The organism is Hominimerdicola alba, assembly GCF_900112155.1.
Lineage (GTDB): Bacteria > Bacillota > Clostridia > Oscillospirales > Ruminococcaceae > Hominimerdicola > Hominimerdicola alba_D.
The window spans coordinates 103083-117981 of record NZ_FOKQ01000001.1 but is presented as its reverse complement, the minus strand read 5'-3'; the positions used below and the strand labels follow the sequence as shown (position 1 = coordinate 117981).

The window sequence follows — 14899 nt, the reverse complement described above, 5'->3', positions numbered from 1 at the left end:
TTGCACACTCCTTTTACTTATTGTCGGATTTTTTATGGCTGCCCTTTTTGCGTGTGAGATCGAGGAATACCTTTTCAAGATCGGGTTTGTCCATAGACATCTCAACTATGCTTATGCCGTTTTCGACCATAGCAGACATGATACCCTGACGGACTTTTTCGTCCTCAAGACTGATCTTGAAGAAGAATGTATCTCCGCCCATTTCAAATACTTCCTTGATCTCTCTTATACCGTTGATACCATCAAGAACCATGGAAGCAGCGAGCTGATCGCCCTCAACAGTCAGGTTAAGTATAGTCTCACCCGCAGCCTTGCGTTCAAGATTATCAATAGTATCCACTGCACAGAGCTCACCCTTGTTGATGATAACAACGCGGTTGCAGACAGCGCTTATCTCGCCGAGGATATGAGAGGACAGTATGACCGAATGATCCTTACCGAGCTCACGTATAAAATCACGCAGCTCAGATACCTGAGACGGGTCAAGACCAACTGTAGGCTCATCGAGTATCAACAGATCAGGATCACCGATTATAGCCTGTGCCAGACCGACACGCTGTTTATAACCTTTAGAAAGGTTAACGATCAGACGACGGCGCATATCAGTAAGCTGAAGACGCTCCATAGCCTTCTCGATCTCTTTTTTGATCTCACCTCTGCGGATACCCTTGATGCCAGCACAGTAGCGAAGATACTCCTCAACTCGCATATCGGGGTAAAGGGGCGGTATCTCGGGGAGATATCCTATACATTTCTTTGCGGCTCTGGCATCCTCTTTAATATCGTGTCCGCAGACGGTCACGGTACCTTCAGAAGATGGCAGATAGCCTGCGATGATATTCATCGTGGTGGATTTGCCCGCACCATTGGGTCCGAGAAATCCCAGGATCTCATTATCCCTGATCTCAAAGCTCAGATCATTTACAGCTGTAACGTGACCGTAGTGCTTAGTCAGGTTTTTAACTTCAACCATTAAAAGGCTCCTTTCATCTCATCATATTATGGGTCAAAAAAGACCGGATTGTCAATGTGCCGCTGTACACCTTTTTACACGAACACACGTTAATTAGTATTATCCTACATAAAGATGGACTTGAAATGTACAAAATATGTATATTCCAATAACACTTGGTAAGAATTAATAAACCTAACTGACAGAGGCGAAAAAAAGTAGGAAGAGTGTACTCAGATTTGTATTGTTTTCAAATTCTTCATAAAAGTTGACTTTATCAAGGTTTAGACATATCAAATTAACCGTTATTTCAAACTCTGCGGAAATTGTCAGATAAAATAAATAATTAACATTCGGACTGGCTGTTAAAAGCGCCGAAAAATTGTTATTAAACGATTAAGTGCCCCAAAAAGATTGAAAAGTCAAGATATTAGATAAAATAGACAAATGCCGTTTATTTTAGGTAGGCAAACCGCTGAAAATAAAGTTTTTAATCGATTAAGTGCAGTAAAAAGCTTGAAAAATAAAAAATATCGTGTATAATAATTTGTGGAAACAGTGATATTATTGTGTGACTTTTGTGGGCAGCAGAAAACACACGGGTGTTAAAGTTTTTCTGGTTAACTGTTTATGGAGGTTAACAATGGTCAGTACCACTGTTACCGTAAAGAATGGCGCAGGCACGACCTGCAAACAATGCTCGGCAGACACTGCCGGCACAACTATCTACGAGAGGGGAATATTAAATGCTTCCTAAGAAAACAAAGGCTGTTGTTGCTAGTATTCTTACAGCAGCAATGACAACAAATGTCATCGCAGCAACCGTAGTTCCTGCATCTGCAGCAAGAACTAAGGCAAACAAGTATGGCGATTCAACCTATGCACAGCGTTTCATGTCCATGTATGATGATGTAATCACCAACGGACAGGCAAACGGCTATCTGTCACAGAACAACGGTGGTTCTGGTTCCTTCGGTGTTCCTTACCACGCAAGAGAAGAGCTGATCGTTGAGGCTCCTGACTACGGTCACGAGACAACTTCCGAGGCTATGTCTTATCTGGTATGGGTTGCAGCAATGCACGATAACATCGTAAAGAATTCCGGTGAGAAATTCTCCGGCGCTTCCACTAACGACCTTGCTAAGGCATGGAAGACAATGGAAGTTATGATTCCTGATGTACAGGATAGCTTCTGGCAGTCAAGCAGCGTAAGCTCTCAGTACTGCGGTGAGTATGATACTCCCGATCAGTGCCCCAACGCTTGGGCTGGTGAGGCTAGCAAGACTGCTGAAAACCCCATTTTCAACAAGTTCACAAGCGTATATCAGGGTAAAAACGGCAATGGCGGTCTGTATCTGATGCACTGGCTGGCCGACGTTGATAACTGGTATGGCTTCGGTTCCGGTACTGAATTCACATTCATCAACACCTTCCAGCGTGGTGAGCAGGAGTCTTGTTGGGAAACAGTTCCTTTCCCCTGCGTAGAAGAGAAGAAGTATGGTAACTCTCAGCAGGGTATCAAGGGTATCTTCAATAAGGACAGCCAGGTTACAAATCAGTGGGCTTACACCAACGCTCCTGACGCAGAAGACAGAGCTATCCAGGGTGTATATGACGCTATTCAGTGGAAGGTTGCTGATTCTTCTATCACCGCTAAGGCTTCTGAGATGGGTGACGAACTCCGTAACAATATGTATGATAAGTACTATCAGGAGATCTCCACTAACACTTCTTGGACCAACGGCAACGCTGGTGACAAGTCCAAGCACTATCTGATGAACTGGTACACTTCTTGGGGCGGAGCTCTCAAGAGCACAGGTCAGAACTGGTGCTGGCAGATCGGCTGCTCGCACGCTCACGAGTTCTATCAGAACCCCCTGGCTGCTTACGGCCTGCTGACAAGCATGAACATGAAGGCTGACGGCGCTAAGCAGGATTACACCAAGTCTCTGGAGAGACAGCTGGAATTCTATCTGTGGCTGCAGTCCTCTAATGGTCCTATCGCTGGTGGTGCTACCAACTCTTATAAGGGCCGTTATCTTACTTATCCTTCCGGCGTACCTACCTTCTATGGTATGATGTACGTTGAGCATCCTGTATATGCTGACCCCGGTTCCAACCACTGGACTGGTAACCAGGTATGGGCAGTACAGAGACTTGCTGAACTGTATTACTGGGTTAAGCAGAATGGCGACAACACCGGCGTAAGACCCGGCGGAATGACCATGGAAGCTGCTCTGGAGCAGATCCTTGACAAGTGGTGCGCATGGTTCGTTAACAACACCATCCTCACTGATGATGGCGACTTCTATATGCCTTCCAACCTTGATTGGAGCGGTGCACCTGATACATGGAACGGCTCTGCTACAAGCAACAGCGGCCTGACCTGCAAGATCACCGGCTACGGCAACACTGACCTTGGTTGTATCTCTTCTCTGGCAAACACTCTTACTTACTATGCTAAGGCTAAGGGCGTTAAGGCTAGCGATATCAGCAGTATGACTGCAAGCTCTGTTGGCGGTTCCTTCAACTACAAGATCGACGGCGTTTCAAATGCTAAGGCTGGCACCAAGACCTACACTGCTAAGGATTCTGCTCTGCCTAAGGCTTCTCTGTTCCTTGCTAAGTCTCTCATCGACCGTGCTTGGGATAAGGGTCGTGATAACCTTGGTATGTCCAGAACTGAGCACAACGGTTCTATGGCTCGTTTCTTCAGCCAGGAAGTTTATATCCCCGAGAGCTACAACGGAACAATGCCTAACGGCGACAAGCTGCAGAATGGTGCTACATTCGAGAGCATCCGTACAATGTACACCGGCAACTGCGCAGGTGCAGAGACTTCTCAGGAGTGCATAAAGCTTGTTGAAGAGCTGAGAGCTGCATACAAGAAGGACGTTGCTGCCGGCGCTAAGTGGAGCAACAAGTACTCTGCATCCGACGCTGAGGGTCAGGCAGAGCTTGCTAAGTTCAAGAACATTGCAAACGTTGACCTGAACTACCACAGATTCTGGCACGCAGGCGACGACATGATGGCTATGGGTGTAATGGCTACACTGTATCCTGATCTGAAGCCTGTTCCTATTCCTGTTCCTAGCGATGATTATCCCAAGAATGTTAGAGCTATAACCAACTCTCAGTATCATCAGGTACAGTTCGTTTGGGACAAGGTAGATGGCGCTGACAAGTACGGCATCGCTGTATACCTGGCTGGTAAGTGGAGAGTTCAGACTTCCAACATCACTACAAACAGCTATGTAACTCCTAAGAACCTGACTCCCGGCATGACCTACAAGGTAGCAGTTGCTGCAAGAGTTAACGGTAAGTGGAATACAACTGATCCTATCAAGAATGCTATAACTGTTACTGTTAAGTAATCCATAGGATAACTTAGTACATCATAAAAGCATAATAAGAACCGGGATGGCAATAGTCATCTCGGTTCTTTCTTTATTATGGTACAATCTATGTAATTACTCTCGACAAACATCTATCATTCAACACAGAAGATAGCATCATACTTGTATCCCCTGCTTTCCGGGCTCGATACATACTTAGGATGCAAATAAATAATTCAAAGCGTAGCCTCTCCTTTGCCTTATCCCATACAAAAAAGCTCCGACCCATAAAGTCGGAGCTTTTAAAATCAATATTACTTTATGAGACCTATGCCCCAGATGGTGAACTGACCGCTGCCGCTGATAGAAACATCAAGATCGCCTGATGTGTTCTGATAGTAGCCAAGTTCTGCATCAGGACCGCCCCATGTGTACTGCTTATTACCGCTGATCTTAGTGGTCTTGCCGTTAACAGTAACATCTATGCTGCCCATACCCGAGCTGTTAGCCTTGAATACGATTATCAGACCCTTGCCCTTTGTCTTGAACTTCATGGGGTTCCAACCGTTGAGATTGTACGAATAGGTCAGACCTGAGCTGCCGTAACCTGAACCCGAAGACCATGAACCAGCACTGAAGTTATCCAGATTCTTGGGATCAACATTAACAGTATTTGCGTACTCAGCACCGTATACGTAGCTGGTAGGCTGAGTATAACCGGAGCAGCTGTTTACACTCTTCATAGCCTGACGAACATAGTAAGCCATACAGTCAGCAACAAGCTGTCCGCCCTTCTGATGAGGGTGATACTCGTCAGTGTAGTAATCGCCTGTATTGAGGAAACCGCTATTGAATGCCTTGGTAAGAGCATCGTCCATGCTGATAACAGGTATATCGAAGTTCTTGCCTATAGGATACATCTGATTCTGGCTGGAGAATCCTCCCTTGGAGCGTGTGATTATGATACCTACTGCGGGTGCATTAGGCATATCCAGGAACTTCTTGATGCAGCTCTCGAAGCACTTCTTGTACATAATATCCTCATGGTCGTTTACGGAGAATTCCAGGAAGATGATATCAGGCTTCTTAGAAACTATCTGTGCTTCACTTCTTACAAGGCCGACAACCGAAGAAGTACCGGAAAGACCGGCATTGATCTCGGTGAAACCGCCCTTAGCAAAGGTGTTCTTCAGGTAGTTGGAGAAAGGTGTGGTATAGTTCTTACCCTCAGTGATAGAACCGCCCAGATAAGCAACTGTCAAAGGTGCGCCCTGCTCAGCAGCCGCAAGCTTCTGAGTAAGTCTGTAAGTATTGCCCATGTGCTTTATGGAGTTCTTGTAGAAATTGATGTACTGATAGGAAGCAGTCTCCTGATAGTTATCCCACTTGGAGTGATCAACCGTAACCTCTGTACCGGTACCAGTGCCGGTGCTGGGAACTTTACCTGTTCCGCCTGTCTGAACAGACGATTTAGTTCCCTGTGGTGCAATAACTATATCGTCAATGTAGAAGTCCATAGTGTCGCCGGTGGACTGAACTGTTTCAACATAAAGGGTCATATCACCTGCATTATCAGGGATAGTAAATGTAGTATTCTCAAGCTTTGTCCACTCACCGCTCTCGCAGGTAGCAGAAGCTATGTGAGAATATACAGCAGTGGTTCCGTTGCTGCCGCCCTGCTGCAGAGAAATCTGTATCTCAGCGGATCTGCCGGAAGTCTGAAGAGCCGCACAGCTTATGCTGTATGTCTGACCTGCCTTGAAATCAGAACCGAGACTAACAGCCGCACCGTTCCACTCAGCAGTTCTGCCCGAAACGTATAGCGATTTGCCTGATGTGCCGTAATATGCATAATCGGTAGCTGTAACAGATGCGGGACCTCTGCCTGCCCATGAGTCTACACCCGAATTGAAATCATAATTCAGAAGCGCATTCTGGGAAGGGACATTAATGGAAGGTTCCTCAGGAAGTTGTGAAATAAGACCTGCAAGGTACTTCTGTATAGAATTAACATCATCTATAGTAATACCGCTGCCTACGTTGAATGCATCAGCATTAGCAAGTCCCTGCTTGGAAATATAAGTCTTACTGGGATTCTTGACATACTGAGCAATTAGAATAGCATCATGTATATCAACAACACCGTCGGTGTTAGCATCACCATAAAGTGTAGCATTGCCGGCAGCACTAGCGCTGAACGGTAACGAAGCACCGATCATCATAAGTGCGACAGTTGCACTGAGTACCCTCTTCATTTTTGAAAGTTTCACTATAATCACTCCTTTTATAATTGTAGTCCCGAATAATTATATAAAAATAATAAACAGAACAAACCTTCCGAACAGTTATCCGGGATAAAGAGACGTTTAAAATTTGCTCTTCCAATGTTTGGCATATTTCATAATAAATTACATGATTCAACAATCCCTTATAGTAAATATACAATATATTTAAGTAAAAGTAAATAACAAATTCTCTACATCGCAATTTATGATTAGTACTCCGCAATAATTGATTAGATAATTTACAATACAATGATTAAACTATGATATTTTTAAGAAATACAATTTGAGTTAAATCAATTAACACGTTCTGATTTCTAAGATAAATATATAAATATATTATCACATGTAAAAATGCTCCGCATTAAATTATATAAATAAAAAACTCCACAAACGAAGTGAACCGCCCCACATTGTGCGTACAGCACAAAAAAGCCCCTATGATAATTGAATCAAGCAACAAACTGGCTTCGCAATTCAAGCGGAGTCAGTTTTGTTTTGAGTTGAATGCGTTGGTTATTGTAAAAGTAGATGTAATCATCAATGAGCTGCTTTTCTTCTGCAAAAGTCTTTATCTTAGTTCTGTAAATGCATTCGGTTTTGAGTATAGAAAAGAAGTTTTCTGCTAAAGCATTGTCATATGGGTTCCCACGTCTTGACATCGACGGCGTAATGTGATATGCTTTAGTTAGGTTAAAATACGGTTGTGAAGTGTATTGAAACCCTTGGTCACTGTGGAGTTGCAGCTCTGCAGTGACCTTTTCTTTTGCCTTTGCCGCTTTTATGGTATTCAGAACAAGGTTTATGTTCTGAACAGTAGAAGTCTTGTATGCAACTATGCTGCGGTCATAAAGGTCTCTGATCACCGAGAGATACAGAAATCCCTGAGAAGTCTTGTGTCACCCACTTCTGATTAGTTCTGTCTGAATGAAAGTCACGGTTGAGCAGATTGTCATATCTGTGCAGAGCCTGGCTGTAATTGCAGTATCTTCTTCGTCTGACAACGGAGAGAAGGCTGTACTTATTCATTATACGTAGTATGGTCTTAGGGTTGTGATGGACGCCTTTGCGTTCCAGCCATATCGCAACACGGCGATAGCCATATGTCTGCTTTGTCTCAACCTGGCATTCTCTTATCAGCTCGGAAAGCTCCAGATCCTTTGCAGGCTTTCTCGCTGCGTATCGATGTTTTCCAAAGTGCGGAATAATCACTCTGGTTGTCATGCAACCTTTATTACTGTGACCAACGTTCTTGCGTGACCATTGTTCCCCATAAAAAGGAAAGCAAACCCATTCATAATACGAATTTGTGCAGAACTTGTCAGATCATGTGTTTTTTTTCTGCACCACTGTATTTCCGTATCATCCATATCAATACTTATCCTGCCATAGTAACGTGCTTTTTTGACAAGCTGTTTCCAGCTTTTGAAGCCGCCATGGTTTTCAGATCATTATATATTTATGATACCATAGTTTTCGGGAGAAGTCAATTAAACCAGCGGTTTAGTGTCAGAATATGTTATACCCGGTTAATCACTTACATCTTCATGCATATTGAGGACAGTACGATACAATTCATTAAGCTCTGTAATTTTCAAACGCAGATACTTGTCCGCATCTACATAGCAATCCCTGTTTTTAATATTTCCCCACGAATAGTCATAGAGCAGATCCTTCATACTGTAATCGCTGTCATCATCAAGCGCCATGGCAAGATATTTCGTGCCGTAAGTCACATTGTCAAGCTCACCTATTTCAGGATAGTCAAGGTCAAGCGACTGATAATCACCGCTGTTAAGATAACCTCCTGTTAGCTCTGCATCTTCCTCAGAAAAGCTCTCGATCGGATAGAGCATACTGTACCGGCTTCCTTTATGGCGATACTGCTCAAGGTTATCATTAAACAATTTGAGCCTTTCGTCATCGGGCTCAGTGAACACGCCGTATTCTGTTTGCACCTTCTGCCCGTCACGGTAGGTCACCTTTACAAGATCACCTTTTTTAAATGGCAGCGGTATCCACACAAAATATCCCGAAATATTTAGCTCGTCGCGCAGTTTATTATCTTCTATCACAGGGTCGGCGCTGATAAGGCGGAGGTTCTTGTCATATATATGGTCATAGCCCAGAATACACCCGTTTGGTACTAACGGAACTGCCGATATTATAAACTCGCAGAACTGATCAGGTTCATAGAATTTCTTATTCTTTTTTATCTCCTCAAAAGCATCTCTGTATGTCGGGAAGTATTTGTTCGGGCAGCCTAAATCATCGTCTTCGTCATTTATCGTTTTTATAAAAACATAGCCCTGCGATACATCTCTGAGCGAGAGCGATTTCTTCATACAGTCGATATAAGTTCTTAGCTTCTGCCGGAATGAATTTTCCGTACATTGCCAGGGAGCGCCTGCCATTTCTTCGCCGAACTCATCATCTGCATAGGTCTTAAAAAGATATTCAAGAGCGACTATCTTTTCTTCGGGCGTTTTGTCCCTGTTTCTTGTTATAATTACCGCCTGCTCTGCCGGGGTAAACTCATATCCGATCGATCTGATATGACGTCTTATCGCCTTTGAATCTACAAATGAAAGAAAATCATAATCCATTTTGTTCTCCTGCTCTTATGCGCAGATATTCATCTGCTTTGTCAAGATCTCTGCATCTGAAATATCCCCACGAATAGTCACTTAGTAGTTCTTTCAGACTGTAACCGCTGTTATCATCAAGCGCCATTGCGAGGTATTTTGTGCCGCAGTTTACATTGTCAAGCTCGCTTATTTCGGGGTAGTCAAGGTCAAGCGGATAATAATGGTCGTAACTAAACGTTCCTCCGATAGATGAATCATTTTCTTCTATGAAATGGTCAAGCGGGTAGAACATATCGGTATAGTCGCCTTGTTTACGGTGGCGTTCACGCTTTCTTATAAAGCGCTCGTCTTTTTCATCTTCCTCCCACGAAAAGACTGCGTATTCCTTCTTAAAGCACCAAGAATTTGCATAACGTATCCTGACAAGGTCGCCTTTTTTGAACGGCAAAGGCAGCCAGACATAGTATTTCGAGATATCAAGCTCAGGCAGCTCATCATTTATCGGCAAAACTGCATCGGCACTTACAAGACGAAACTCGTTATCATATGTGTGATCGTAACAGTATCTCTCGCCCTCTGGCTTAGCTGTTATCCTATACTCGCATATGCAGCCGGATATTTCATCGACGTAGTACTCTTTCTTTGCTTTCAGGTATTCATATGCCTGCTGATATGATGAAAAATATATCTTCTCACAATCGGAATAACTATAGCCCTCTTCGCACACTGCGACAATGAAGATATACCCCTGCGCCGATTCTCTAAGCACAAGCGATTCCTTTACACTGTCGATATAGATCCTTAGCTTCTGACGGAATGTCATTTCCGACTCACCGTAAAACGTACCGACCTTGTCTTCACCAAAATCTTTGTCGGTGTATTTCGCATAGAGATATTCAAGTGCGGCGAGCTTTTCACCGACTGTCTTATTATAGCTGTTTGCCATAATCACCGCCTGCTCGGCAGGGGTGAATTTATAGCCTGTCTTTCTAATGTATTCCCTTATCGTCTTTGAGTCGATAAAGGATAAAAAATCATAAATCATGGGTTGTCTCCATTTTTTACATTTATAATCATACTATCTTTCTTTGTTAATACTTGACACTAGGCAGATATCTTTGTACTTTTCACGCAGCGAAAGCACACATATTGCAGCAATAGTATCAATCCTTACCGCACCGTCTGCGTAAAATTCGGTGACAATTTCAATCGTAATGAGCTTTTCAAGGCAAGCGAAAAGCCTTTTGAAAAGTGTTACCTTTTTTCGAGATCTCCCTGTGTCCTGTAAAGCAGACCGAACGCTTCATCTTATAATCTCCTTCTTTTATTATGATAACACAACGTCGGCGCAGAATTTTGCACACGGAATATAATCGATATAATATCAAAGCCAACTCAAATGAGTCGGCTGATTTTTTTCTGACATATCCAAACCATATCGGATGCATTCATTATAACTTACGTATCACTCGTTTGCTGCTTCTCTGAGTTTACGCAGCACCTTGACCATTGCATAGGTATCAAGTCCGCAATATCTCAGCAGATTTTGGCGTATCTCTTCTATCTCTTCTGGAGTGTGGTTTGGCATATCCGCAAATGCATATGAAGCCTCTGAACCATTGTGGACACCGTCGAGATTATGATAATCGAGCTCGGGATCATAGGGATATAGTGCAGGCAGAACATACTTTATGGAATACGAACCATTCATGGCTGAGCTGTAATAATCCTGATCCTTAAATGGTATCATCAGATCATGCATATTGTCATGGATATCCATAAGATGCTCAGACAGATCGGGGAACTGTTTTGCAAGTCTTTCGATAACTCCCTTTTCAAAGCTCATATTATATGCCAGTGAGCATACTCCCATGGGGATATCCGAGACCAGCTGTTCCGCAAGAGCACGCCTGGGATCTGTGCCTTCTTTACCAAGGAACTCACGATGTTCAAGGCTGCCGTCCACCTGTTCGATATGAAGCGAATACTGGAATGGTATCTGCTGGTATGGTCGCTCTTCGTCAAACTCGGGCACAGCGTGCTGGAATGTCTCGAAGTCCAGGTGATATACGGGATATCTTATGGTATTGAGAAAAGCTTGTATGTTATCTGTATTTATCTCATCCGGTCTGTCATACAAAATACTCTCCACCTGCCGCCTGTGCTTCGAATTCAGCTTTATAGCTTTGGCATTATCCAGTATATCCTCGTATGTGATTATACCGTTATGATAATGCTTATACTTGGTTTTTGCAAACATCCCCGCAAGATCAAATATCGAGTTTTCCGGCAGATGTTTACCGCAGTACTTGCGATAGGCACATTCATACGGCTTTTCACAGTAGAGATCAATATCACGCTCGGGTTCTTCCGTAACGGATACATAGCTGCGTATATCGGCAATATTATGATCAACACTGTCACACTTTGCGATCACCACATCGGTACAGTCTTCCATAACAAAAAGCTTACTGAGATCAAGTTCACCATGGCGCACATAGGCACCGTTTAGATGCATATTGAAAACACGCTTGATGTTAAGCCCGCATTTCGTCAGCAGATAATACTGAAATGCCATATCCTCGACGTAAATTTCGGTCAGGTGGGTCGAGCTTTTGACCTCAACTATATCCCACCCGTCACCGTTTTTATGGAGGATATCCACTGCACAGTAAAGTCCGTCATACAGAAAAGCTGCCTCTGCGATGTTCTCAGCGCCTGCGTTTATGAATTCCTGTGTTTTCTTAGTCATCTCGGTTTTTATGTAAGAAAAATCCACAAGATAATAATCTCTGAAATAGCTTCGTGCCAGATCACCCACGAGATTGCCGTTAGCTATAACATTCTCCGACAGAATGTTCTCACCCACCTCGGGCTTATATGCATCAAGCCATAAGATCTTCGGACACTGTATGCCCTTACAGTATTTTGATTTGCTGAGGTCTGTTATCTTCGACACGGATATACCCCCTTTATATCAGTCATTCATACTAACGATACTATTATACAATACATTGATTCGGTGTTACTGGATAGTCATATCCACATGGAAATGTCCGCAGAACCATTTATCATATGTCACTCTTTCAAGAATCTCATCAAGAAATCTTGCTGTTTTGCATCTGCACATCTTATGTGAAAATAACGGTGTTTCTGCGATGATGCTCTGCAGCAGAGTATGGGTTATGATGTAGTCCGCCTTATAAGCGTTCTTTTCAAGAACATCCCGTGCGTGCTGCATATCTTCGCTGCTTGCTTCTTCACCGCTCCACCGGCTGACCCCCTCTGTCCGAAAAGGCTTGTCCACGCTCATTGCACCACCGAAAGTGAAGAACGATCTATCTTCTATCTTATACATTTCACCACGCATAAGATGTATGACATTCGTAGCGTGAGGATGTATCTGTACCTTCCCGCCGAACATATCGGTAACTTCCTGTCTGCTCCACCAGTCGTGATTATCATGGTTGCCTTCGATAAAAAGTATCGAGTACGGTCTTTCTTTCAGATACTTTATACGGTAACTGTATTCACCCTCCCTGCCATTTGAAGCTTCATATTCGGATATATCACTCGGCAAAAACGGAAATCCGAAATCTCCAGTTATGATAAGATGATCATTCTCAGTCAGTTCTATGCCCTGCTTTTTTAGCTGCTCCGTGCTGAGCTTTCCCATATCTAAACCACAGTGAGTATCCCCCGTCAGATATATCATTTTTTCACCTCGTATAGCTTGACATCTTTAATCGTGCAGAAATCTTTTATGGATACTGATAAACTCCTCCGCTGTCATATCCGGCAGTTCACCGAATTTATCAAATATCAGCTTGATAAGCACTGCCGAGCGTGCCTGCGTATTTATACTTCTTTTGGGAGAAAACTCTATATCCGTAAAATGGGTGTAGTTTTTCAGCTGAGATAATTCTTCCAAAGTAAGGCTCTGCCTGACGGCTTTGTAATAGATATGGTCGTAGAATACGGTCTTTGGCTCTAATGGATAATCTGTACCGTCATACCTGAAACCCAGCAGTTTATGGCTCTCGTGAAGTTTTCCTGCTTCTCTCTTTGCCTCTTTCGGGTGAAGTTCAAGCCACTCACGGTGGGGACTGTTGTCATCGTCAAAAACCTTAGATGACTGGAATACATTTTCAAGATAATATCCATCCAGTTTCAGGTTGAACGCACTCAGCTTATTGCCGAGCGGTATTTCTCCTTTGGTGCTTATTTCCAGAGGTTCGGCACCCGGATATTCAACTTTTATAGCCTCATGAAGTGCGGCTATACTCTTTCGCTTCTGACTTACCGCAAAACCCGAAAACCACTGAAATTCGATATCTACACATTTTACTGCATTTCCATCCGCATAAAAAACAGGTCTTTTTGCCATAATTTTCACCTCAGATCAATATTTTCCAGCGCATCATACAGCTTCCTGAATACCAACTGATTAGGATACCGCTTAAAATCTGCAAACACCCATATGCCGTCATGCGAAAAGTGCTCGCGTATTGCAGCAGCACTGCCCGCACTTCTGCTTTGACCGTATTCACACTGGCAGATGATATCTCTGCTGCTTTTGTATGCATCAACAATAAACCTATCCATATCTTTGGCTTCGGAGAAATAAGTATCGTAGTCATACCCCATGTCGCCCAGCACATCAAGATCGTCAAGCTCACTGTAATAGACTTTATCACACACTTCGCTCTAATCAACATGGGTGTAGCTCTTGTCGATATGCTTTATGGCAGGATCATAAAAGCTGATGACCATCGTGTTTTTGGAAAAATCTCCATTTGCGATAAGTGTTTCTGCTTCTGCACGGAAATATATGGTAACATTCATATCTATTGTATCCCTCCTGTAAGTCCGCTGCCTTTTTATACAGTATCATAAAGAGTATAGTACTCTTTGCAATACGCATCGAAATTATCTTCAAAGCCGTCGGGAAATACGATAACCGTGTTTTCTCCATCTACGAGGATCAGTTCTCCGGAGTATCGGGATTACTGCTATCTATTGCTATTAGCTGTTCGCCGTCTACTCTGTCGTAGGTGATCTTACGCTTGTAGGGATCGCTTGAAATCTGAATCGAAATCATACTGGTAGCCCTCCTGCTTGTATACTTAGCAAAATATTAACGCGTATAACCTTTTTGTATAGTTTTAATAAAAATTAATTTAAACTCTCAACATATTATACCACAATATTAGCAATAAAGTCAATTGTTTTTGATGTAAAAAAATATTGTTTAGTTTCATTTAGCTCTTCCACTTCTATGCTGAATACAGAAACCAATCGAAATCAATGCGATTACGATTAACCATATGCAAGACTTATAGTGTGCATTATATGAGCCTTCTCAAATCTCAATTTCATCATAGTTCCTCAGTGTCACAATATAAAGACATCCAAACAGATGAAACCAGACTGTTTTCAGAACCCCAGCTTTCTTTAAGCTTTAGTTCCGGCTTAGTCCTGCCGTCACCGTAACGTGTTGTGCCGACAACAAGCTTTTCACCAAAGTTCATGGTATCGACCGAAGCTATCTCATCCATGACCAAATCAAAAAGCTCTTCATCCATCACATAGCTTAAAACTGTATCCCTAGTCTCACAGAATAACACCTCCCTGTCCGTTGCCAGAAAAAGTTCTTTTTCTGGCATATGCTTTTCCTCCTTGATCTTTAATATACCCATATTGTATCATATACGATGGGTAGAAAAGCGGATATATACTACA

At 43.0% G+C, this 14899-nt stretch carries 13 protein-coding genes; 1 reads left to right on the top strand and 12 read right to left on the bottom strand.

Annotation, left to right across the window (positions count from 1 at the left end):
• Positions 1–13: 13 nt before the first annotated feature.
• Entirely contained in the window at positions 14–973 is a 960-nt protein-coding gene (locus tag BM265_RS00490; RefSeq protein WP_074959531.1) for an ABC transporter ATP-binding protein, read from the bottom strand.
• 725 nt (positions 974–1698) lie between these two features.
• Between BM265_RS00490 and BM265_RS00485 the strand changes: the two genes are divergently transcribed.
• A complete protein-coding gene (locus tag BM265_RS00485) occupies positions 1699–4326 on the top strand; it encodes a glycoside hydrolase family 48 protein (protein ID WP_074959530.1) in 2628 nt (875 codons plus the stop codon).
• A gap of 275 nt (positions 4327–4601) precedes the next feature.
• On the opposite strand, the gene BM265_RS00480 is transcribed toward BM265_RS00485, so the two are convergent.
• From BM265_RS00480 to BM265_RS00440, 11 genes are all read right to left on the bottom strand, one after another.
• The gene (locus BM265_RS00480) at positions 4602–6557 is read right to left on the bottom strand and encodes a carbohydrate binding domain-containing protein (protein ID WP_074959529.1); all 1956 of its coding nucleotides are present in this window, start codon (positions 6555–6557) and stop codon (positions 4602–4604) included.
• Positions 6558–7021: 464 nt separating this feature from the next.
• Positions 7022–7435 carry an IS3 family transposase gene (locus tag BM265_RS21045; protein WP_177219517.1) on the bottom strand — a complete coding sequence of 138 codons (414 nt, stop codon included), beginning with the start codon at positions 7433–7435 and terminating at the stop codon, positions 7022–7024.
• Entirely contained in the window at positions 7416–7793 is a 378-nt protein-coding gene (locus tag BM265_RS19640) for an IS3 family transposase (protein WP_143098637.1), read from the bottom strand. Before BM265_RS19640 ends, BM265_RS21045 begins: the two co-directional genes overlap by 20 nt.
• A 305-nt stretch (positions 7794–8098) precedes the next feature.
• The gene (locus BM265_RS00470) at positions 8099–9175 is read right to left on the bottom strand and encodes a hypothetical protein (RefSeq protein WP_074959528.1); all 1077 of its coding nucleotides are present in this window, start codon (positions 9173–9175) and stop codon (positions 8099–8101) included.
• A complete protein-coding gene (locus tag BM265_RS00465) occupies positions 9165–10202 on the bottom strand; it encodes a hypothetical protein (RefSeq protein WP_074959527.1) in 1038 nt (345 codons plus the stop codon). Before BM265_RS00465 ends, BM265_RS00470 begins: the two co-directional genes overlap by 11 nt.
• 420 nt (positions 10203–10622) lie before the next feature.
• Positions 10623–12116, bottom strand: coding sequence for a DUF2779 domain-containing protein (locus tag BM265_RS00460; protein WP_081358320.1), 1494 nt, complete (start codon positions 12114–12116; stop codon positions 10623–10625).
• Positions 12117–12182: 66 nt separating this feature from the next.
• Positions 12183–12872, bottom strand: a complete 690-nt coding sequence (locus BM265_RS00455) for a metallophosphoesterase (RefSeq protein WP_074959526.1) — start codon at positions 12870–12872, stop codon at positions 12183–12185.
• Between the two features lie 27 nt (positions 12873–12899).
• Entirely contained in the window at positions 12900–13544 is a 645-nt protein-coding gene (locus tag BM265_RS00450; RefSeq protein ID WP_074959525.1) for a DarT1-associated NADAR antitoxin family protein, read from the bottom strand.
• Between the two features lie 5 nt (positions 13545–13549).
• On the bottom strand, positions 13550–13858 hold the full coding sequence (locus tag BM265_RS00445; protein WP_074959524.1) for a hypothetical protein: 309 nt from the start codon (positions 13856–13858) through the stop codon (positions 13550–13552).
• A 6-nt stretch (positions 13859–13864) separates the two neighbouring features.
• Positions 13865–14002 (bottom strand): hypothetical protein, encoded by a 138-nt coding sequence (locus BM265_RS19915; RefSeq protein ID WP_177219516.1) that lies wholly within the window; start codon positions 14000–14002, stop codon positions 13865–13867.
• A 533-nt stretch (positions 14003–14535) separates the two neighbouring features.
• On the bottom strand, positions 14536–14823 hold the full coding sequence (locus BM265_RS00440; protein WP_074959523.1) for a hypothetical protein: 288 nt from the start codon (positions 14821–14823) through the stop codon (positions 14536–14538).
• Positions 14824–14899 lie beyond the last annotated feature (76 nt).

Coding starts and splice junctions, on each gene's coding strand:
- BM265_RS00490 (WP_074959531.1), bottom strand. CDS start 973: ATGGTTGAAGTTAAAAACCTGACTAAGCACTACGGTCACGTTACAGCT.
- BM265_RS00485 (WP_074959530.1), top strand. CDS start 1,699: ATGCTTCCTAAGAAAACAAAGGCTGTTGTTGCTAGTATTCTTACAGCA.
- BM265_RS19640 (WP_143098637.1), bottom strand. CDS start 7,793: ATGACAACCAGAGTGATTATTCCGCACTTTGGAAAACATCGATACGCA.
- BM265_RS00470 (WP_074959528.1), bottom strand. CDS start 9,175: ATGGATTATGATTTTCTTTCATTTGTAGATTCAAAGGCGATAAGACGT.
- BM265_RS00465 (WP_074959527.1), bottom strand. CDS start 10,202: ATGATTTATGATTTTTTATCCTTTATCGACTCAAAGACGATAAGGGAA.
- BM265_RS00455 (WP_074959526.1), bottom strand. CDS start 12,872: ATGATATATCTGACGGGGGATACTCACTGTGGTTTAGATATGGGAAAG.
- BM265_RS00450 (WP_074959525.1), bottom strand. CDS start 13,544: ATGGCAAAAAGACCTGTTTTTTATGCGGATGGAAATGCAGTAAAATGT.
- BM265_RS19915 (WP_177219516.1), bottom strand. CDS start 14,002: ATGAATGTTACCATATATTTCCGTGCAGAAGCAGAAACACTTATCGCA.
- BM265_RS00440 (WP_074959523.1), bottom strand. CDS start 14,823: ATGCCAGAAAAAGAACTTTTTCTGGCAACGGACAGGGAGGTGTTATTC.